The organism is Nostoc sp. DSM 114160, assembly GCF_053470305.1.
The window spans coordinates 1,161,640-1,180,327 of sequence record NZ_JBPFGO010000002.1 but is presented as its reverse complement, the minus strand read 5'-3'; the positions used below and the strand labels follow the sequence as shown (position 1 = coordinate 1,180,327).

Here is an 18,688-nt window from a genome sequence, read left to right as displayed (position 1 = left end):
TTAGCTGAGATATTGCGCTTACCCGTTTCTGTGCCAGAGGTGGAAATCCCAGGCTCATAATGCAAGTCCACTCAAATGGACTTGCATTATGAGAGAGGAAATTGATTAGCAGTTTGTTGTTGGGATTTGTGGGTTTCCTGGAGAGTAGGTTGCAAATTACATGACTTAGTTAGACAAAACAGCAACATCTGTCGGATGGATGTAGCTTGCAGATGGTCAGGGAAGAGAATTAAAAAGTTATTGAGGTCTTGGATAGCTTTACCAATAGATTCTGAAGAAGCACCCTCTGATAAGGCATGGCGATATAAGCGGTTTGCTTGTTGAGTGTATTGAGCAGCCAAATAGTAAAGGGCTAAATTAAAGGTATTACTCCAGTCTTTGGGATCTTTTTGACAATGCTCTGTAGCAAGCTTGATAACAGGCACTATCACAGCCCGTGCTTTGTCTGATTGTTTAAGAGCTAAGTAGACTAAAGCACGATTATACACAGCATCTTCATAACGTTTTTCCTCATAAGCTTTTAACCCATTTGCTAATTGCTTACCCCAACGTTGAACTTCAGCAGAATCCGCATCTTTACCAGCCTGAAGCATGATTTTTGCATATTGTTGAGCAAAAGTGGGTTGATTTTTGACCAGAGCAAGAAATTCATTAAGAGCTAGAAGTAAATTCTTTTGCGGTGACTGACATAATTTATGGTAGAAAATATTTAATGTGTGACTTTGCCAGCTAGGATCGCGCTGTTTCTGATCTTCCTCCAATTGCAAATCGTTTCGCAGGCTGTCATAATATTGAGCCAACTTACCATGTATATCAGCCCAACTCTGCGGTGATGAAAGGCGTTTGTGGCATAACATTTGGGCTTTGACGACATCATGATAAACCCAGCCGTTGCTACGTTCGTTGATAAAAGATGTTTCTTTCAGCCAAGTAAATAGCTCATCAGCTTCTTCTTCTGTTCTTAACTTGGCTATAACATCCCGGTTCAAGCACCGAGGAATGGCAGCATCAAGCACCACTTGTCGCCGTTTGGGATCGTCAATCCATCTTAAAAAGCTTTTTACAGCACTGCTGCTAGGCTCAATTATCTGGTTGGGGTGATTGGGATGAGCATCTGCTAACATTTCCATTAGCAGGGGTAAGTTTCCAGAAACGTTTAAAATTACTTCAACAATCCGACTGTCCGTAATGCCTTTGTGAGTTAGATATTGTTTGGCTTCTTCTTCTGTAAACGGTTCTAGAGGCAAACGAGCTATTAATCCTTCGTAGGATGCCCAGTCATTTTTATCTAATTCTTGCCGACTGGCAACAATCATTAATATATTGGCAGATACTTTACCGTGTTGATTCTCAAAAATTTCCCGTAGCCAGTTCTCTAGGAATTCTGCGGTGCGTTCTGAGGTATCGAAAAACAGGATAACAGTAGTTTTATCAGCAATTTTAGAAATATCTTGCAAAAATAGCGGGGTGAGAACTTCTTTAGGTTCTTTAACTAAATGCACCTCATCTTTATTGGTTATTTTCTTAGCAACATAAGATGCCCATTCTCCGGCTTGGGTGGCTAAAGCATCTTCATCTACAAAGTCAAATACAGCGCCGCCAACGGGAACTTGACGCGCCAGATGCACACCAGTTTTTACCATAGTTTTCCCAACAAAAGCGGAAAAACCTTGAGGAGCATCTGGATCTGTTTCTAATTCTTGGCACTTTTGGCAGTAGACTTTGTAGCGATCGCTAAACTGCGTTAGTTTGTAACCTTGCTGTTCTAACTCCTCAGCTATATGACCCATAACCTCTGGTATAGTTTTTTCAGCTTCATCAATGCAAGCCGAAATCATTTTTGCTTCATCAGCAATTTTCCGAAACTGCCGCAGCAAGGTAGTTTTACCAACTCCGCCTTGACCACAAACGTTAAACAGAAAACAATGGCGATCGTCTTCTAGGGGTAATGTTAAATTTTGGCGAAATCGGTTTATTTGGTCTTCACGACCGACAAAATTTGATTGTTGACGTTGCTTAACAATATCTTGTAAACTCTTGGGCTTGTCTTGGGTATTCATAACAAGGTTTAATTTTGAGGCGCTAATTTTTCTAAAAAGAACTACCAAATATAAAAAATGTATTTCGGAATTTCCCAAGCTTTTTTGAGGTAATTTTTAGGCATTGACCTTCTGAGGCTCAACTTTGACCTTCTGAGGCTCAATGTTGACCTTCTGAGGCTCAATGTTGACCTTCTGAGGCTCAATGTTGACCTTCTGAGGCTCAATGTTGACCTTCTGAGGCTCGACGTTGACCTTCTGAGGCTCGACGTTGACCTTCTGAGGCTCAATGTTGACCTTCTGAGGCTCGACGTTGACCTTCTGAGGCTCAATGTTGACCTTCTGAGGCTCAAAAATGCCTTGGCGACTTAGCGCTGATCGGTGGAGTTTAATACAGACCTAACCCCCAGCCCCTTCCCTACAAGGGAAGGGGAGTAAGATTCAAAGCCTCTCCCCTTGTAGGGGAGAGGTTTGGAGAGAGGTCAAAGTGTATTTTAAGGTGAGTTCGATGAACCTCTCCCCAACCCCTCTTGGAGGCGGAGAGGGGCAGAAATATTCTTAGTTGACAACGAAAAAATTAGGGTTTCAAAGCCTCTCGAAGAGTGAGGGAGAGGAATGGAAGTGGGGTTTTTAGAGCCGTCGAACTCACGTTATTTTAGATAAACGAGATGCGCTATATAAATTCCGGCTAGACAGACAAAACCCGCACTTCGACACCTTTCGGCTTCGCGGTAGTTGAGCGCAGTCGAAACTCAAGGCAAGAAGCTCAGTGACCCACCTGCGCGGGTTTCAAAAATCTTTAGATATAAAACGCAAAAAGGGCATAACATTGTTATGCCCCTATAAATGACGTGTATTTTATCAAATTGATAACTGGTATAATTGCCTGCTTCAAGTTTTAGCTAACTGGGACTTCGGATTGCTTCTTCTTAGAACGGCGGTTAAACCTGCGTCCCATCTCATCAATTACTGCATCTAAACCTGCGACATCACCGCTAGCTTTGGCATAGCTATAAACTGCTAATGCTGCTGCGTATGCTTCACTAGCAGCAGCTATACAGGTATCATCCACCAATTCTTGCAGTTGCGTTAGAGACAACAGCACCGGATACAAGTCCTCATATATTTCCAAGTCCCGGCGCATTTCTTCTAAATCAAAGTAACGAGGCAAAAAGTTAGGGTTTTGTGTCGCCACTTGTAAGGCTTTGCTGACAAAAGCCCGACTTTTATCTCCCATCTTCAGCATTGTTCGCCGGTCTTCAGGGGTCAAATCTACCAAAAACGGTAACTTTTCTCTAATTGTAGCGATCGCCTGCATGACTGCTTCTTTGTCTGCTGGGTCTAGGCTGGCACTGATACGATTTTCTGCCATTTTTAATACTCCTTTAGGGTACTTAATTTCAGTATTCCCAAAGTTGTAAAGGCGATCGCATTCATCAGAAGGGAAGACTCAAAAATACTTACAATTGTCAATTGTTCTATTTTTCTTAACCGCCAATCACAGCGATCGCATCAATCTCTACCAAAACATCTTTAGGTAAGCGCGATACCTGCACACAAGCCCGCGCCGGGGCTGTATTTTCTGGGAAATACTTAGCATAAACGGCATTCACCGCCGCGAAATCATTCATATCAGCTAAAAATACAGTGGTTTTCACCACATCTTCAAAAGTCGCACCTGCTGCTGTGAGGATGGCTTCAAGATTAGCTAATACCTGCTCAGTTTGTTTTTTGACATCATCAGTGTAGACGACATCACCAAGGCGGGGATCGATGGCAATTTGTCCAGCGATGAAGACAAATTGACCTGAAGCTGCGATCGCTTGATTATAAGGGCCGACTGGTGCGGGTGCGTTATCAGTATTAATTACTTTTTTACTCATCTTTACAACTCCTAACTCCTAACTCCTAACTTCCTACCCCAACCTCGGACGTATCCCATAATGCCGATATCGCCAATAATCGCGCAGAATGCGATCGTGGTCAAAACATAAATCACCAGGCACACGCCAATACTCAAAAACGCCTATACCCTTAGCATCATCTCCAGCCACCGGTTCCCCCGTAGCTGTCGCCAAAAACACAATGCTAATAGTATGCTGACGCGGATCGCGATTTGGGTCAGAATATACCAGTAATTGTTCAACTAATTCCACCTGTAAACCCGTCTCTTCCTGAGCTTCGCGCCGGGCCGCCACTTCCACCGCTTCGCCATAATCTACAAAACCACCAGGAATAGCCCAACCTAAAGGTAGATTATGTCTCTCAATTAACACTATTGGCCGATGAGGTCGATCTACTAGTTCAATAATGATATCAACTGTCGGTGTAGGATTTCGGTAAGTCATACAATTTTGGATTTTAGATTTTGGATTTTGGATTAATTAGGTGAGCATTGGGCATTAACCAAGAACAAATGACAAATGACAAATGACAAATGACTTTCCCCTGCAAATACCGTTCCGTGATAAATTCGATGCGATCGCCTAGCGTTTCCATCAGACAATTGCTCCCTCTCATAATTCTCATAATTCAGGTTACTTATGCCTTTTCCTAGATCCAGTGGCATTTTGCTGCATCCTACCTCCTTTCCCAGTCGATTTGGCATTGGGGATTTAGGCTTAGAAGCCTATCGCTTCATTGATTTTCTTAAAGAGAGCCATCAACAATATTGGCAAGTTTTACCACTGGGCCCCACTGGATACGGCAATTCTCCGTATATGTGCTACTCAGCAATGGCAGGAAATCCTCTGTTAGTTAGCCCAGAAAAGCTTTTAGAAGAAGGTTTATTATCTGAGGAAGACTTTGCTAATTTACCAGAATTCCCGGTAGAAAAGGTCGATTTCGAGCAGGTTGTGCCGATTAAGATTGCGCTACTCAAAAAAGCCTGTGACAACTTTAGAGCCAATGCTACGCCCATTCAGCAAAAAGAGTTTGCAGGTTTTTGCGACAGTAAAGCTTATTGGCTAGATAATTACGCCTTATTTATGGCCCTGAAAGATGCCAACGATAATGCAAACTGGCACTCATGGAAACCAGAATTTGTCAAGCGCGATCCACAAGCATTGGAGCAAGTACAGCATCGGCTCAACGGAGAGATTTATTATTACAAATTCGTCCAATTTGAGTTTTTCCGCCAGTGGTCAGAACTAAAAAGTTACGCTAATATGCGCGGCATTAGTATTATTGGCGATATCCCCATCTACGTATCTCATGATAGTGCCGACGTGTGGGCGCATCCCAACATGTTTTGCTTAGATCCAGAGACAGGAGCTGCTGCCCTAATGGCAGGAGTTCCACCAGATTACTTTAGCGCCACCGGTCAGTTGTGGGGCAACCCGGTTTATAACTGGGAGGAATTGCAAAAACAAGACTTTAAGTGGTGGGTACAGCGCTTTGAGGCAATGCTGGATTATGTAGATATAATTCGTATTGACCACTTCCGCGGCTTCGAGGCTTATTGGGCTGTGCCGCAAGGTGAAAAAACTGCCATAAATGGTAAATGGGTGGAAGCGCCTGGAGATGCTTTCTTTGAAGTGATTCGGCAAAAGTTGGGCAAGCTACCCGTCTTAGCAGAAGATTTAGGAGTAATTACACCAGGGGTAGAAGCACTGCGAGACAAGTATGAATTTCCGGGGATGAAAATTTTGCAATTTGCCTTTAGTGCTGATTCCGCTAATCCATTTTTACCATTCAATTATCCGCACAATGCTGTAGTTTATACCGGAACTCACGATAATGATACGACTATAGGCTGGTTCAATACAGCTGAAGATGAGGAAAAGCAAAACTTGTTGCTTTATTTAGGTTCTATCAGCCCTGATGGCATTCACTGGGATTTAATTCGCCTAGCTTTAAGTTCTGTAGCCAATCAAGCGATTATTCCTTTGCAAGATATTTTGGGATTAGGAAACGAAGCGCGGATGAATTTTCCCAGTGTTGCTGAGGGGAACTGGGAGTGGCGCTATCGAGCAGGAGCGATAACAGACGAATTGCGCGATCGCTTGAAAGCTCTTACTAAACTCAATGGACGCGCTCCGGAAGATCAAGTTCAGTAAGGAGTGGGGCTGAGTGAGCAGGGGACAAGGGGGACAAGGGGGACAAGGGGGATTATTAAATAAATCTCTCCCTTGTCTCCCCCATCTTCCTTGTCTACCTTGTCTCTTCTCCATGCCCCATAACCCATATTTCAAAACTTAGGCTTGGCAGCAATCCTAACTTCTTCCTCTTTCCCTGGCTCTCCCATTTCCTTGGCTTTCTCTTGATTGACGCTCACCAACACCCCACCAGCATTATCAGTTTTCACTGTCAGTTGCTCTTGGGCTTTCCAAACTCGGTGAGTTCCCTCTGGCAGAATACCCTCAAACTCGGTTTTGCCATCGGCTACTATACGAATCCAAGATGAGGCTTTCAAAGTTACACCAACCTGTACAACCTGTCTCTTTTGGACACCGCTCAGGGTATCGCTGACAGGTTGTACCTGTGTTGACTCTTTTAGTTGAGCTATTTCTGGTTTAACAACAGACTTTTGTTTTGGATATTGCTGGTTTGGGCTATTACTTGCTTGTAGTAAGGCGTTATTTAATAACTGAGATAACCCATTTACAGAGCATACTATTAGGAATATGTAAAGAAAGTAAAGATGAATCGGACGTAGTTGAGCTAGGGGTGAAGTATTCCCCCTACTTAGAGGACTAACTTGTGCAGAACTGATCGGAAAAGTGCCAGAAAATTCTACTCCATTCAAGCCTAGTGCATCGGCAAATTGTCTGATCAAACCCTGAATATAGACTGGTTCTGGTAGATCGTTTAAATTACCTTCTTCGATCGCCTGCAATAATCGTCGAGGAATCCTGGTCAATGCAACCACTTGCTCTAGAGATAGACCCTGTTCTTGACGTAATGCCCAAAGTTGAGCGCCTAATTCTGCCAACTTTTCGGCTCGTTGTTCCTCTAATGAAAGTGATGGCTGGTGCTTATTCTTCTTTCTTAGCCATTTCATGCCTACTGACACTCCTTAACTCCACTGAATCAATAATTAGGTTGCGCGATCTGATCTTGCAAAAAGTGAATTTCATAATCTTTGAGGGAACGATATTTACCCTCTGACAAAAAGGGTTTTTTTGGAGTTTGTAATTGAATTGGGCCGATAGCAGTCCGATGCAGCTTGATTACTGGGTATCCTAACTGTTGAGCTATCCGGCGAATTTGACGATTTCTTCCCTCCTGCAATACTATTTCTAAAACGCTTTCCTCGGTACGACGTTTTATGAGGCATACCTTAGCGGCTCTGGTTTTTCTACCCTCCAACATCACACCTTGACGCCACATCTGTAGTACCGTTTCTGGAGGATGTCCTTTGACCAAAACATGATATGTCTTGGAAATACTGTGACGTGGATGGGTTAGTCCAAATGTCAGTTCTCCGTCATTAGTCAGGATTAATGCTCCTGTAGAGTCTGCATCTAGACGACCAACTGGGTGAATACCTGAACCCTCCCGTAATTCTTTCGGTAGTAGATCCAGGACTGTTGGTCTGCGATGAGGGGTCGTAGCAAGTAGAAACCACTCCCGCAGGTTTGTGCAGCAATAGATATATTAAAGCCGGACGCTGCTTTTGGGATACAGGCTGACCATCAACTGCGATCGCATCTTTTTCGGGATCGACTTTTTGACCTAAATGTGCCAATACCCCATTAATCCGCACCCGTGATTGCCTAATCATTTCTTCGGCTTCACGACGTGAGGCGATACCCCATTGAGCAAGAATTTTTTGTAACCGTACCTCCATGTGGAAATTGCTTATTTATTGTTATCAATTAAATGATATTTGCATTTTGTAGCGAGTAGGCATAAATGTTACATTTAAAGCTTATTTAATTTCGGTTCGGTTGTTGAGCAAATACTCTTAAACAAATTGGTTAAATGCCAGAGCAAAATTCCCAAACAACAAGTGGAAATAAAATCCGCATAATTACGCAGGTACTCACAACAGCAGTCAAGCTCTGGTTGAGATCGCAGACCAGCCAAATCTCTGAACTAGAAGTGGAGATTAAAGCTAGCGATCGCCAACTTTTCTCTGGACGCATTCCTTCGGTATCTGTTTTTGCTACTCATGCAGTTTATCAAGGTCTCCTAATTACCCAAATTCAATTAATAGCAGAAAATATTCGGATCAATCTCGGCTCCGTACTCAAGGGAAAACCCCTGCGATTGTTAGAGACAGTACCAGTGGTTGGCGATTTGATTGTAGATGAGAAGGATCTTAATGCTTCTCTCTCATCAGACTTATTATCGACTGCATTGAGCGATCTATTGGTTAAGGTTTTACCAACAAATTACCCTGAGTCACAACCAATCAAGTGGCAAGAAATTATCCTTGGGAACAACCAAATTATACTGCGAGGTTTGAGAGTCACCAATAGTGAAACAACGCCTCTAGAGATTTGTTTGGGCTTACAATTACTTAGTGGACATGAGTTGCAACTAGTACATATCCCAATCAAGCCAGACCAAGGAGATATATTAAAAAATAATTATGAGTACAATCTCGATCTTGGCTCAGATGTCGATATCCAAGAATTAACGCTGATCCCAGGAAAGCTGGTGTGTCGTGGGCAAATTAACGTTAACCCTTGACGGATCTCACAAATTAAAAAATATTAATACCGTATTTTAACGTGAGTTGGACAAGTATTATTTGACCTCTCCCCCAACCCCTCTTGGACACGGAGAGGGGAGCAAAAGTTGAATTTTTCATTGCTCCTGTCTTTGGGTTTCAAAGAGGAAGGCTGGGAAGGAGAGGTTTGTCGAACTCACGTTATTTTAAACGATCTGGCCCAATACAACTCTTAGAGAAGCTGCACTTCAACTACGCTCAGTGACCACGCCAACGACTTGGCGGTAGTTGAATCTCGACTTACTTCGACTACGCGGTAGTTGAGCGCAGTCGAAACTCAGTACAAGTCGCTCGATTACCGCGCAGCGATGCACTGAGCGCAGTCGAAGTGTCGAAACTCAGTACAAGTCGCTCGATTACCGCGCAGCGATGCACTGAGTGCAGTCGAAGTGTCGAAACTCAGTACAAGCCGCTCGATTACCGCGCAGCGATGCACTGAGCGCAGTCGAAGTGTCGAAACTCAGTATAAGTGCCCAATGACGGCAGTTGACGGCAGTTGCTCCACTTAGGGAGACCCCATCGCCCTTGGCGTCTCCCCTTGGCAGAAGACCGCACTGCCTCCTCCACTTGGGGAGACCCCAGACGCTTGTACCTCGCTTGCCACCGGCGCTATGCGCTAAAGCGTCTCCCCTTCTCCCATTCGTGAGAGGCTAGCGCCAAGGAAGAAGACCGCACTGCCTCCCCAATGCCCAACTTACCTATTTACTAAGTAGTGGCAAAAGTAATGTCACAAAATAGTAAACCAAAGGTGCTGTGAAAATATAACTATCGGTACGGTCTAAAATACCACCATGACCGGGAATTAATTGCCCAGAATCTTTAACTCCAGCATCCCGTTTGAGCATAGATTCAGTAAGATCCCCTAAAAGACTAGCAATGCCAATCAGCAAACCCAATGCTAAACCTGTGAAAGGAGATTTGGGCAAGTGGAGATAATAGGCTCCTGCTATGGCTACGGCAACACTTGAAGTAATACCAAAGACAGCGCCTTCAACAGTTTTTTTCGGGCTAATGTCAGATAGACGCGTTTTCCCAAAGAATTTGCCAATGGTGTACGCACCGATATCAGCTGCCCAAATACACAAAAAAGTTAGTAATGTGGCTGTAAAACCTTGTGCTAAAGAAGCGGAATTTGCTTTTTCCCAGAAATCTGTCCAGGTTGTGGGCCAGTAACCTCCCAAAGGGAGATTGCTAAAAGCAGCGCTATCAATTGCTCGTAACCTCACCCAGTAACTTGGTAAATAACCGACGTAAAATAGCCCCATAATAGAAGCGGAAACATCAGCGATCGTCGCAAATTTGGGTTGAAACAGCAGGTAAAAACAAATAAGAGTGCCAGCTATTGGCATCACAGCGTCAGCTAAACTGCCATCAAGGGTGCAAATCACCAGCAATACTTGGCTGACAGCCATAGTGGTTTTAGCGGCAGGAGCGATGCCTCTAGCTCGCACCAAATTAAAATATTCCTGTTGACCCAAAAAGATGATAACCGCAAAGATGATGGTAAAGTACCAACCCCCAAAAAGGGTTGCCCAAAGAGCAAGAGCGATCGCAACAATTCCACTAATAATCCGAGACCAAGGCATAGAAGTATTAAATATTGGGAATGGGGCATTAGGCATTGAGCATGGGGGATGGGGCATGGGGGATGGGGCATGGGGGATGGGGCAGAGAGGTAGAGAGGTAGAAGTTCTAAAATTTTTGAATGCGTGAATTTTGAATGCGTGAATTTTGAATTCATTTCTCCCCTGCTCCCCTGCTCCCCGGTCACTGAGCGTAGTCGTTCGCGCAGCGTCTCGTAGAGAAGGGCTGCTCCCCCTACTTCCTCATCTTTGTTTTCCTCCTTCCCTTGCCGCCTCTTTCAATGCCCTATGACGCCACTTGACGGCAGTTGACGGCAGTTGCTCCACTTGGGGAGACCCCATCGCCCTTGGCGTCTCCCCTTGGGAGAAGACCGCACTGCCTCCTCCACTTGGGGAGACCCCAGACGCTTGCGGACTCGCTTGCCGCCGACGCTATGCGCTAAAGCGTCTCCCCTTCTCCCATTCGTGAGAGGCTAGCGCCAAGGGAGAAGACCGCAGTGGCTCCCCTATGCCCCATTTCCTAATCCAGTTTCTCACCACTGAGGATAAAAATGGGATCGACGGCGGTAAAGGTTTGAGAAAAGCCGCGTGTCTCTAGGCGGTTAACCGCAGATTGGACGACTTCGATATTTCTAGCCCTTAATAGGGAAAAGCTTTGGGAAATAGCATACAGACTTTCTAGATTAGCAGCTGTGGCTACAACCCGACCGGATGGCGGCAAATAATGCCAAGCTGCTTGCAGTATTTCCTGAATGGGGCGACCTCCCTCAATACAAACGCGATGAGGGGTAATTTTCAGGTCATGTAAACATTCTGGGGCGCTGCCTTCAACAACTTCGACATTTTTCACATCAAAGCGATCGCAGTTACGCTTGATCAGACTAGCTACTTCTTCATCCCTTTCGATAGCGATAATCTGTCCGCCTGGACACAATAGCCCCACCTCTACCGGAATTGTACCCGTCCCTGCACCAATATCCCACAACACGGAATCTGATTTCAGCCGCAGTTGGGCAATCAATAGTAGTCGGACTTCTCGCTGGCTCAGAGGAATTCCTGGCAAATGCTCGAATAATTCATCGGGAATACCGGGGGTAATATAAGGCCAAAGTTGGGAGGGCATAGAATTACGCAATTATACTAAAGATATCGATTTGCCAAATTGAAAAGCTATCAGCTATACAACTTTTCAACGGTAGCATTATAAGAAAACATAATGATTGGTGAAATATTAGGCGAACGCTACGAAGTTCAGCAGCTATTAGGAAAAAAAGCAGGGCGACGGACGCTATTAGCTCGTGATTTGCAAACTCAAAAATTAGTTGTCATTAAATTACTCTCTTTTAGTAGTGACTTTGAGTGGGATTCACTCAAGTTGTTTGAGCGAGAAGCTGAAACTTTAAAAAACCTAGCACATCCCTCAATTCCTGGCTATTTAAACTATTTTGAGGTAAATTTACCAACCATCAAAGGATTTGCTCTAGTCCAAACTTATATTCCTGCACAAACATTAGAGCAATACTTACAAAGTGGGCGGATTTTTACCGAAGCTGAAGTCAAACAGATAGCCAAAGCACTTTTAGAGATTCTTGTTTACCTACATGAACTACATCCGCCTATAATTCATCGTGATATTAAGCCTAGCAATATTTTATTGGGGGAGCGTTCTGGAAATAGTGTCGGTCAAGTTTATTTGGTAGATTTTGGCTCAGTGCAAACAATCCTGGCTAGCGAAACCGGGACAAGAACTGTGGTGGGAACCTATGGCTATATGCCACCAGAGCAATTTGGCGGACGCACTGTTGCAGCATCAGACCTTTATAGTTTAGGTGCAACTTTAATTTACTTGGTGACAGGTACTCACCCAGCCGATTTACCCCAAAAAGATTTTCGCATTCAGTTTGAGGTAGCGGCTAAGCTCAGTCCCAGCTTTAGCAATTGGTTAAAGTGGATGATTGAGCCTAATTTAGAACGGCGTTTGAGTTCTGCTGACCAAGCGATCGCAGCTTTAGAGAAACCACAACCAATAAACTTGCCGACTTTGGTTGTTGGCAAACCAGATGGGAGTAATATTCAACTAACCAAAAATGGGGATTCTCTAGAAATTATCGTTCCACCATCTGGTTTTGATTCATCAATAATATTTACAGGTTTGTTTGCGATCGTCTGGAATTCATTTATTCTCTTTTGGACAATTGGCGCACTTTCAGCACCTTTTCCTGTCAACATCCCTTTTGCATTGTTTTCACTTCCATTTTGGGGTGCTGGCTTGATGATGGTGTATAAATTTTTCTTTCATTTTTTTGGACGCATCTGCTTACGCCTGAATTCCAAACAAATTTCCCTAAGCTGGGAGTTGTTTTCTGGAAAATTTTCTCGTCATCGTGCATCGCCAAGACAAAGTATTAATAAGTTAGTTTATATTCCCAAACATTTTACTAAAGATTCTGAAGGCACGAGAATTGCCGTCCCCGCACAATTGGATATTTGGGTAGGAGTAAAAAAATATCAACTTGGTGGTAGTGATGGTGCAATTAAATCGGAAGCGGAACTGGAATGGCTAGCTCAAGAATTAAGTGATTGGTTACGTATGGATATTACCAAGTAGTATTTTATGTAATAGTTTTAAATATAATTAGCTAGATTGCAGTGCTGATTATGATTGGTCAAATATTCAGCGATCGCTACGAAGTTCAGCAGCTATTAGGTAAAAAAGCTGGGCGTAGAACTTTCCTAGCTCGTGACTTAAAAACTCAGGAATTAGTCGTCATCAAGTTACTCTCTTTTGGTAGTGATTCTGAATGGGACGATTTCAAGCTGTTTGAGCGGGAAGCCAAAATTTTAAAAAACCTAGCACATCCCTGTATACCTCGCTATTTAGACTATTTTGAGGTAAATTCACCAACCATCAAAGGATTTGCCTTAGTACAAACTTATATTCCAGCACAAACTTTAGAGCAATACTTACAAAGTGGGCGGACTTTTACCGAAGCTGAAATCAAACAGATAGCCAAAGCGCTTTTAGAAATTCTGATTTATTTACATGGGCTATATCCGCCTGTAATCCATCGTGATATTAAGCCTAGCAATATTTTATTGGGCGATCGCTCTGGTAATAGTGTCGGTGAAGTTTATCTGATTGATTTTGGTTCGGTGCAAACTGTCCTGGCCACAGAAACCGGGACTAGGACTGTGGTAGGAACTTATGGCTATATGCCACAGGAGCAATTTGGCGGGCGTACCGTTCCCGCTTCTGATCTTTATAGTTTAGGTGCAACTTTAATTTATTTGGTGACGGGTACACACCCAGCCGATTTACCCCAAAAAGATTTTCGCATTCAGTTTGAGGTAGCGGCTAATCTTAGTCCCAGCTTTAGCAATTGGTTAAAGTGGATGGTTGAACCCAGTTTAGAACGGCGTTTGAGTTCTGCTGCTGTTGCGATCGCAGCTTTAGAAAAACCACAATCAATAAATTTACCTACCTTAGTAGTTGCCAAACCAGATAGCAGTAAGATTCAATTAACCAAAAATCAGGATTCTCTAGAAATTATCGTTCCACCAGCTGGTTTTAATCTATCAACAATATTCATGGGTTTATTGGCGATCGCCTACAATTCATTCTGGCTTTTTTGGATAATTTGCTCACTCTTGTTTTCTTCTAAGTGGTTAGCCTTGTTTTTTCTTCTCTTTTTGGGTCTTGGCTGTTGGTTGATATATGACGTTCTTCTCTTTAAGTTGTTTGGACGCACCTGTTTACGCCTGAATTCAGAACAAATTACCTTAACCTGGGAATTTTTTATTTGGAAATTTTATTGGCCGCGTCCGTCATCGAGACAAAGTATCAATAAGCTGATTTACATTCCAAAATACTTTCCTAAAGACTATCTAAGTAATAGAATTGCCGTTCCAGCACTATATATTTGGTCAGGAGGACAAAAATATCAGGTTGGTGCGAACGATGGCGGTATTAAATCTGAAGCAGAACTTGAATGGTTAGCTCATGAATTAAGTGAGTGGTTAGGTTTGCCAATTACTAATCCAATGGGAAGTTAGTTGCGCTGATTATTGACGAATTGATATCAATTCGATATCAGTTGTCTGTTGGAGCGATCGCCCTTATACCCTGTTTTTACAAAAGGGTCGAGCACTTATCAGTGGCGAACTTATCGGATTTGAGCCATCAATGTCTATATTTAATTACAGATGCCTTAGAGGAAATTTATATGTTTGGACTGGGATGGCCAGAAATAGCTGTAATTAGCATAGTCGCTATTCTAATTTTCGGCCCAAAAAAAATTCCCGAACTGGGGACTGCACTGGGCAAAACCCTACGAGGTTTTAAGGAGGAAATGAAAACTCCTAGCGAAGAAACCAATCAGGAAGAAGAAAAACAGTAATTAAAGGAGTCAGGAGAAGCCAGCGCCCTGCTTCCTCCTGATTCCTGACTACAGCAAGGTATTAACAACAGAAGAAGGTATGATTCCATTTTGGGAATCGATAACAGTTGTGCCGGGATTTTGTTGGTGTGTCTCTTCCTTGGCTAAACCACGCAGCTTAATTAACTTAATAGCCCTACTAACACTTTCTGGCAAAATGACCACTAGGCTGTTATCAGGAGCCATATCTAAGCCTTTATTGATTGCTTGGGTTTCATCCAGAATTGATTCATAGCGGCTATCAGGCTTAACTTCTGTGATGCCTTGAATAATCAACTGGGCGGCTGAACCCCGTAGGCGTCCGCGTGTATCATCGTCTTCTTTGATAATGATGTAATCAAAAATTTGCGCTGCTAATTTACCCAAAGTAACAAAATCTTCGTCGCGGCGATCGCCTGGTCCACCAATTACGCCAATTCGTTGTCCTGTAGTCCAGTTCCGCACAAAGGAACCTACCGCTTCGTAACTGGCTGCGTTGTGGGCATAGTCTACTAAAGCATGGTAGTTGCCCAAATTAAATAGATTCATTCGTCCTGGTGTTTGGCTAACTGAAGCTCGGAAGGTCTTCAAACCAGCACGAATCTGCTCAATTGTGACGTTTTGCACAAACGCTGCCAAACTTGCTGCTAAAGCGTTGGCAATCATAAACGGCGCACGTCCGCCCATTGTTAAAGGTATATTTTCTGCTCTTTCTATGCGGTGTGTCCAATCACCTTTAACAATTGACAAATAGCCATTTTCATATACTGCTGCTACTCCACCCTTTTGGATATGCTTCCGCACTAATTCCGAATCGGGGTTCATGGTGAAGTAAGCAATATTAGCTTTAGTTTTTTCTGACATGGCGGCGACGCGGCGATCGTCGGCATTGAGTACTGCATAGCCATCAGGGAATACAGCTTCTGCCACTACACTTTTGAGGTTAGCTAACTGCTCAATGGTATCTATATCGCCTATTCCTAAGTGGTCGGCCGCTACATTCAATACTACCCCTACATTTGCGGCTTCAAAGCCCAATCCAGAGCGGAGAATGCCACCGCGAGCCGTTTCTAGTACTGCTACTTCTACCGTAGGATCTTGGAGGATGACATAGGCACTTTGAGGACCTGTATTATCGCCAGCTTCTACTAAGTAATCACCGATATATGTTCCGTCGGTAGTAGTATAACCTACTACTTTACCAGTCTGTTTATAAATATGTGCTAGTAGTCGAGTAGTGGTGGTTTTGCCATTAGTACCCGTGATGCTGAGGATGGGAATTTGGCTAGATTGCTCGTTAGGAAACAGCATATCTATCACTGCACCAGCGACATTGCGGGGAATACCTACGCTTGGGGCAACGTGCATCCGAAAACCGGGAGCAGCGTTAACTTCGACAATCACGCCATCCACTTCCCGCAGAGGACGGCTAATATCTGTGGTGACGATATCGAGTCCGGCGATATCCAAACCGATGATCTTGACTACTCGTTGTGCCAACCACAGATTTTCTGGGTGAATTTCATCGGTACGATCGACGGCACTACCACCTGTACTCAAGTTGGCTGTTGCCCTGAGATAACAAATAGTGCCCTTGGGTGGCACGCTATTTAAGGTGTAACCTTGCCTTTCTAGCAGCTGGTAGCTGGTGCGGTCTAGTTCAATCTTGGTCAGGACGTTATCATGTCCTTCACCGCGATTTGGATCGAGGTTTGTTTCTTCAATCAGTTCGGCAATGGTGGATCTGCCGTTGCCAATGACATGAGCTGGGACACGTTCGGCTACTGCTACTACTTTGCCATTTACCACCAATACCCTGTGGTCGCGCCCAACGTAATATCTTTCGACAATAATTGACCGAGAAACCTGTCTAGCAGCTTCATAAGCAGCCTCTGCCTCTTCCCAACTTCTGATATCAATGGTGATCCCACGTCCGTGATTGCCATCTAAGGGCTTGATGACGATGGGATAGCCGCCAACGAATTCAATGGCTTGTTCCAAATCGTCTAAGAAGTTGATTACTGTACCTCTGGGTACTGGCGCACCAGCAGCAGCAAGGATACGTTTAGTGGCTTCTTTATCGCAAGCTAGTTCTACGCCCAGAATGCTGGTGTTGTCCGTCATTGTCGCCTGCATCCGCTTCTGGTTCACGCCATAGCCTAGCTGAATCAAAAAGCGGGCTTCCAGCGCCATCCAGGGAATACCTCTTTTTTCTGCTTCTTTGACGATCGCTTCCGTAGAAGGTCCCAAGGAAGCATCACGGGAAAAATCTTTCAGGTCTTGGATATCTTGCTCGAGTTCTGCCTTGGGATAACGGCCTCGATCGACGATACTCTGGCACAGCCGTACTGCGGCTCGTCCAGCGTAGCGTCCCGCTTCCTCATTCAGGTACTCGATTACTACTTGGTAAATTCCGGGTGTGGCAGTTTCGCGGGTGCGACCAAAGCCGACATGCATCCCAGCTAATTCTTGGAGTTCTAAGGCTACGTGTTCCACTATGTGGCCCATCATAGTGCCTTCTTTGACTCGCATCAGAAAACCACCACGACAGCCAGGCGAACAATAGTGGCCCTCCAGACTTGGCAGCGCCTCAACTAATCCTTCATAAAAGCCAGGGATTTCATTCGAGGGCGTCTCGCCAAGGTTTTCTAAATCGAGGCGCATGACGATCAGTTTGTGGCGTCGAATGCTCCAATAGTTTGGGCCGCGTAATGTCTGGATCTTGAGGATTCTCATGGGAATAGGTAGATGGAGATTCGGAACCAAAATTCTAGTTTCTTACTGGAATTGACCGCTAAACTGTTCACTAAAAACAGTTTTTTCTTTTTACATGGTATTCTTATCATTTTTCTACGGTAAGAAATAATAAATGTGCGGTCAACTCAGTGTAACCTCAGATACTCTATCCCGTCAGCTGGAGATTCGGTGTACAGCAGGCAATACAGTCCGCTGGTACAAGTGGAAGCGATCGCCTAAGCTGAGGATATGGAGACGTAAATTATGTACGGTTAAAGGTTCATTAGCACCGACATGGGGTTCGTTAGTATGGGTCAGTTCGGTGGGATCGACAATGGTGACACTGCCTTTGCCCATAACTTGTAGCCAACCATCACGTTCAAACACTGCACAAGTATCTTCGTCAATGCCAATACCTAAGCGATCGGGATGAGCTGAGATCGCACTAATCAGTCGCCCCATCCGATTCCGGTTGTGAAAGTGTTGGTCAACGATTACTTCGGGAATAAATCCCAAACCCGTTGCCATATCCACTAGGGAACGATTGGGCGTCTCTCCACTCCCGCCGCCAGCAATCATGTGATGCCCCATCACCGCCGCTCCTGCACTGGTGCCTGCTAACGTCAGTTGCCCCGCCCTCACCCGCTGACGAATAATTTCCATCGCTGGCGTATCTGCCAATACACCACAAAGACGTAGTTGGGTCTCCTCCTGTCAAAAATACCCCACTACAGGCTTCTAAGGATGCTTTGATCTGGGAGGCTTCACACTGTTCTCGTTCGCGGATGTCTAAAATCTCTACCTTCTGGGCACCCATTTCTTCAAAAATGCGAATATACCGACCACCGATGATGGCAGGTTCGCGAGAGGCAGATGGAATAATTGTAATATAAGCCTTACTAGCACCGGCGCGTCCAAAAAAAGTTCGTAGGATTTCGCGCCCATGAACTTTATCTTCTGCACCTCCGATAACCAGAACGGCGGTTTTAGTTGCTTGGGGTGTCCTCATTTCTAGCGATTTAGCTTGTAATTGCGGCATTTTGGTTCTCCTGTCAACAACTTCAGGAGCCATCGCCTTGGTGTTCGCATAGCGTCTCCGTCAGGAGAGGCAGTCGCTCAGAGGGGGTTTCCCCCATGAACGACTGCCGTGCATGGTTCCCCGGCTTGTGGCGAATGGCGTGTGAATTCAACAAGGTTCAGTTGCTGATAATTTTTGCGCTTTGCAACTTTTGAGAG

General features: G+C 44.4%; 13 protein-coding genes and 3 pseudogenes. 5 read left to right on the top strand and 11 right to left on the bottom strand.

What is annotated here, in order from left to right; genetic code table 11:
- Positions 1-86: 86 nt before the first annotated feature.
- From NSTCB13_RS22110 to NSTCB13_RS22090, 5 genes and pseudogenes are all read right to left on the bottom strand, one after another.
- Positions 87-2,060, bottom strand: coding sequence for a hypothetical protein (locus tag NSTCB13_RS22110; protein ID WP_448273802.1), 1,974 nt, complete (start codon positions 2,058-2,060; stop codon positions 87-89).
- Positions 2,061-2,937: 877 nt separating this feature from the next.
- Positions 2,938-3,411: a hypothetical protein gene (locus NSTCB13_RS22105; protein ID WP_448273801.1), complete on the bottom strand. Its 474-nt coding sequence runs from the start codon at positions 3,409-3,411 to the stop codon at positions 2,938-2,940.
- Between the two features lie 115 nt (positions 3,412-3,526).
- Positions 3,527-3,916, bottom strand: a pseudogene (locus NSTCB13_RS22100) (RidA family protein); the annotation flags it as partial.
- A gap of 39 nt (positions 3,917-3,955) precedes the next feature.
- Positions 3,956-4,387 carry an NUDIX domain-containing protein gene (locus NSTCB13_RS22095; protein WP_448273800.1) on the bottom strand — a complete coding sequence of 144 codons (432 nt, stop codon included), beginning with the start codon at positions 4,385-4,387 and terminating at the stop codon, positions 3,956-3,958.
- A gap of 13 nt (positions 4,388-4,400) precedes the next feature.
- Entirely contained in the window at positions 4,401-4,568 is a 168-nt protein-coding gene (locus tag NSTCB13_RS22090) for a hypothetical protein (protein WP_448273798.1), read from the bottom strand.
- A 14-nt stretch (positions 4,569-4,582) separates the two neighbouring features.
- Here NSTCB13_RS22090 and malQ point away from each other — a divergent pair, with 14 nt between their 5' ends.
- Positions 4,583-6,097: a 4-alpha-glucanotransferase gene (malQ, locus tag NSTCB13_RS22085; protein WP_448267793.1), complete on the top strand. Its 1,515-nt coding sequence runs from the start codon at positions 4,583-4,585 to the stop codon at positions 6,095-6,097.
- Positions 6,098-6,228: 131 nt separating this feature from the next.
- Here the strand turns inward: malQ and NSTCB13_RS22080 are convergent, their stop codons facing one another.
- Both NSTCB13_RS22080 and NSTCB13_RS22075 read right to left on the bottom strand, forming a co-directional pair.
- Positions 6,229-7,041 (bottom strand): helix-turn-helix domain-containing protein, encoded by an 813-nt coding sequence (locus NSTCB13_RS22080; RefSeq protein WP_445630752.1) that lies wholly within the window; start codon positions 7,039-7,041, stop codon positions 6,229-6,231.
- Positions 7,016-7,830: pseudogene (locus NSTCB13_RS22075) on the bottom strand (pseudouridine synthase). The gene NSTCB13_RS22080 and the pseudogene NSTCB13_RS22075 overlap by 26 nt, the downstream one beginning before the upstream one ends.
- A 134-nt stretch (positions 7,831-7,964) precedes the next feature.
- On the opposite strand from NSTCB13_RS22075, the gene NSTCB13_RS22070 reads away from it, so the two are divergent.
- The gene (locus tag NSTCB13_RS22070; RefSeq protein WP_448273797.1) at positions 7,965-8,678 is read left to right on the top strand and encodes an LmeA family phospholipid-binding protein; all 714 of its coding nucleotides are present in this window, start codon (positions 7,965-7,967) and stop codon (positions 8,676-8,678) included.
- A gap of 738 nt (positions 8,679-9,416) precedes the next feature.
- Here the strand turns inward: NSTCB13_RS22070 and NSTCB13_RS22065 are convergent.
- Entirely contained in the window at positions 9,417-10,304 is an 888-nt protein-coding gene (locus tag NSTCB13_RS22065; protein WP_445630755.1) for a phosphatidate cytidylyltransferase, read from the bottom strand.
- 517 nt (positions 10,305-10,821) lie between these two features.
- Positions 10,822-11,424, bottom strand: a complete 603-nt coding sequence (gene cbiT, locus NSTCB13_RS22060) for a precorrin-6Y C5,15-methyltransferase subunit CbiT (protein ID WP_322669798.1) — start codon at positions 11,422-11,424, stop codon at positions 10,822-10,824.
- A 93-nt stretch (positions 11,425-11,517) separates the two neighbouring features.
- Here cbiT and NSTCB13_RS22055 point away from each other — a divergent pair, with 93 nt between their 5' ends.
- The 3 genes from NSTCB13_RS22055 to tatA all read left to right on the top strand — a co-directional run bounded on the left by NSTCB13_RS22055 (position 11,518) and on the right by tatA (position 14,698).
- Positions 11,518-12,909, top strand: coding sequence for a serine/threonine protein kinase (locus NSTCB13_RS22055; RefSeq protein ID WP_448273796.1), 1,392 nt, complete (start codon positions 11,518-11,520; stop codon positions 12,907-12,909).
- Positions 12,910-12,959: 50 nt separating this feature from the next.
- Positions 12,960-14,354: a serine/threonine protein kinase gene (locus NSTCB13_RS22050; RefSeq protein ID WP_448273795.1), complete on the top strand. Its 1,395-nt coding sequence runs from the start codon at positions 12,960-12,962 to the stop codon at positions 14,352-14,354.
- 170 nt (positions 14,355-14,524) lie between these two features.
- The gene (gene tatA, locus NSTCB13_RS22045; RefSeq protein WP_094348761.1) at positions 14,525-14,698 is read left to right on the top strand and encodes a twin-arginine translocase TatA/TatE family subunit; all 174 of its coding nucleotides are present in this window, start codon (positions 14,525-14,527) and stop codon (positions 14,696-14,698) included.
- Positions 14,699-14,746: 48 nt separating this feature from the next.
- On the opposite strand, the gene cphA is transcribed toward tatA, so the two are convergent.
- Both cphA and NSTCB13_RS22035 read right to left on the bottom strand, forming a co-directional pair.
- Entirely contained in the window at positions 14,747-17,452 is a 2,706-nt protein-coding gene (gene cphA, locus NSTCB13_RS22040; protein ID WP_445632059.1) for a cyanophycin synthetase, read from the bottom strand.
- A 174-nt stretch (positions 17,453-17,626) separates the two neighbouring features.
- Positions 17,627-18,491, bottom strand: a pseudogene (locus tag NSTCB13_RS22035) (cyanophycinase).
- Positions 18,492-18,688: the final 197 nt, after the last annotated feature.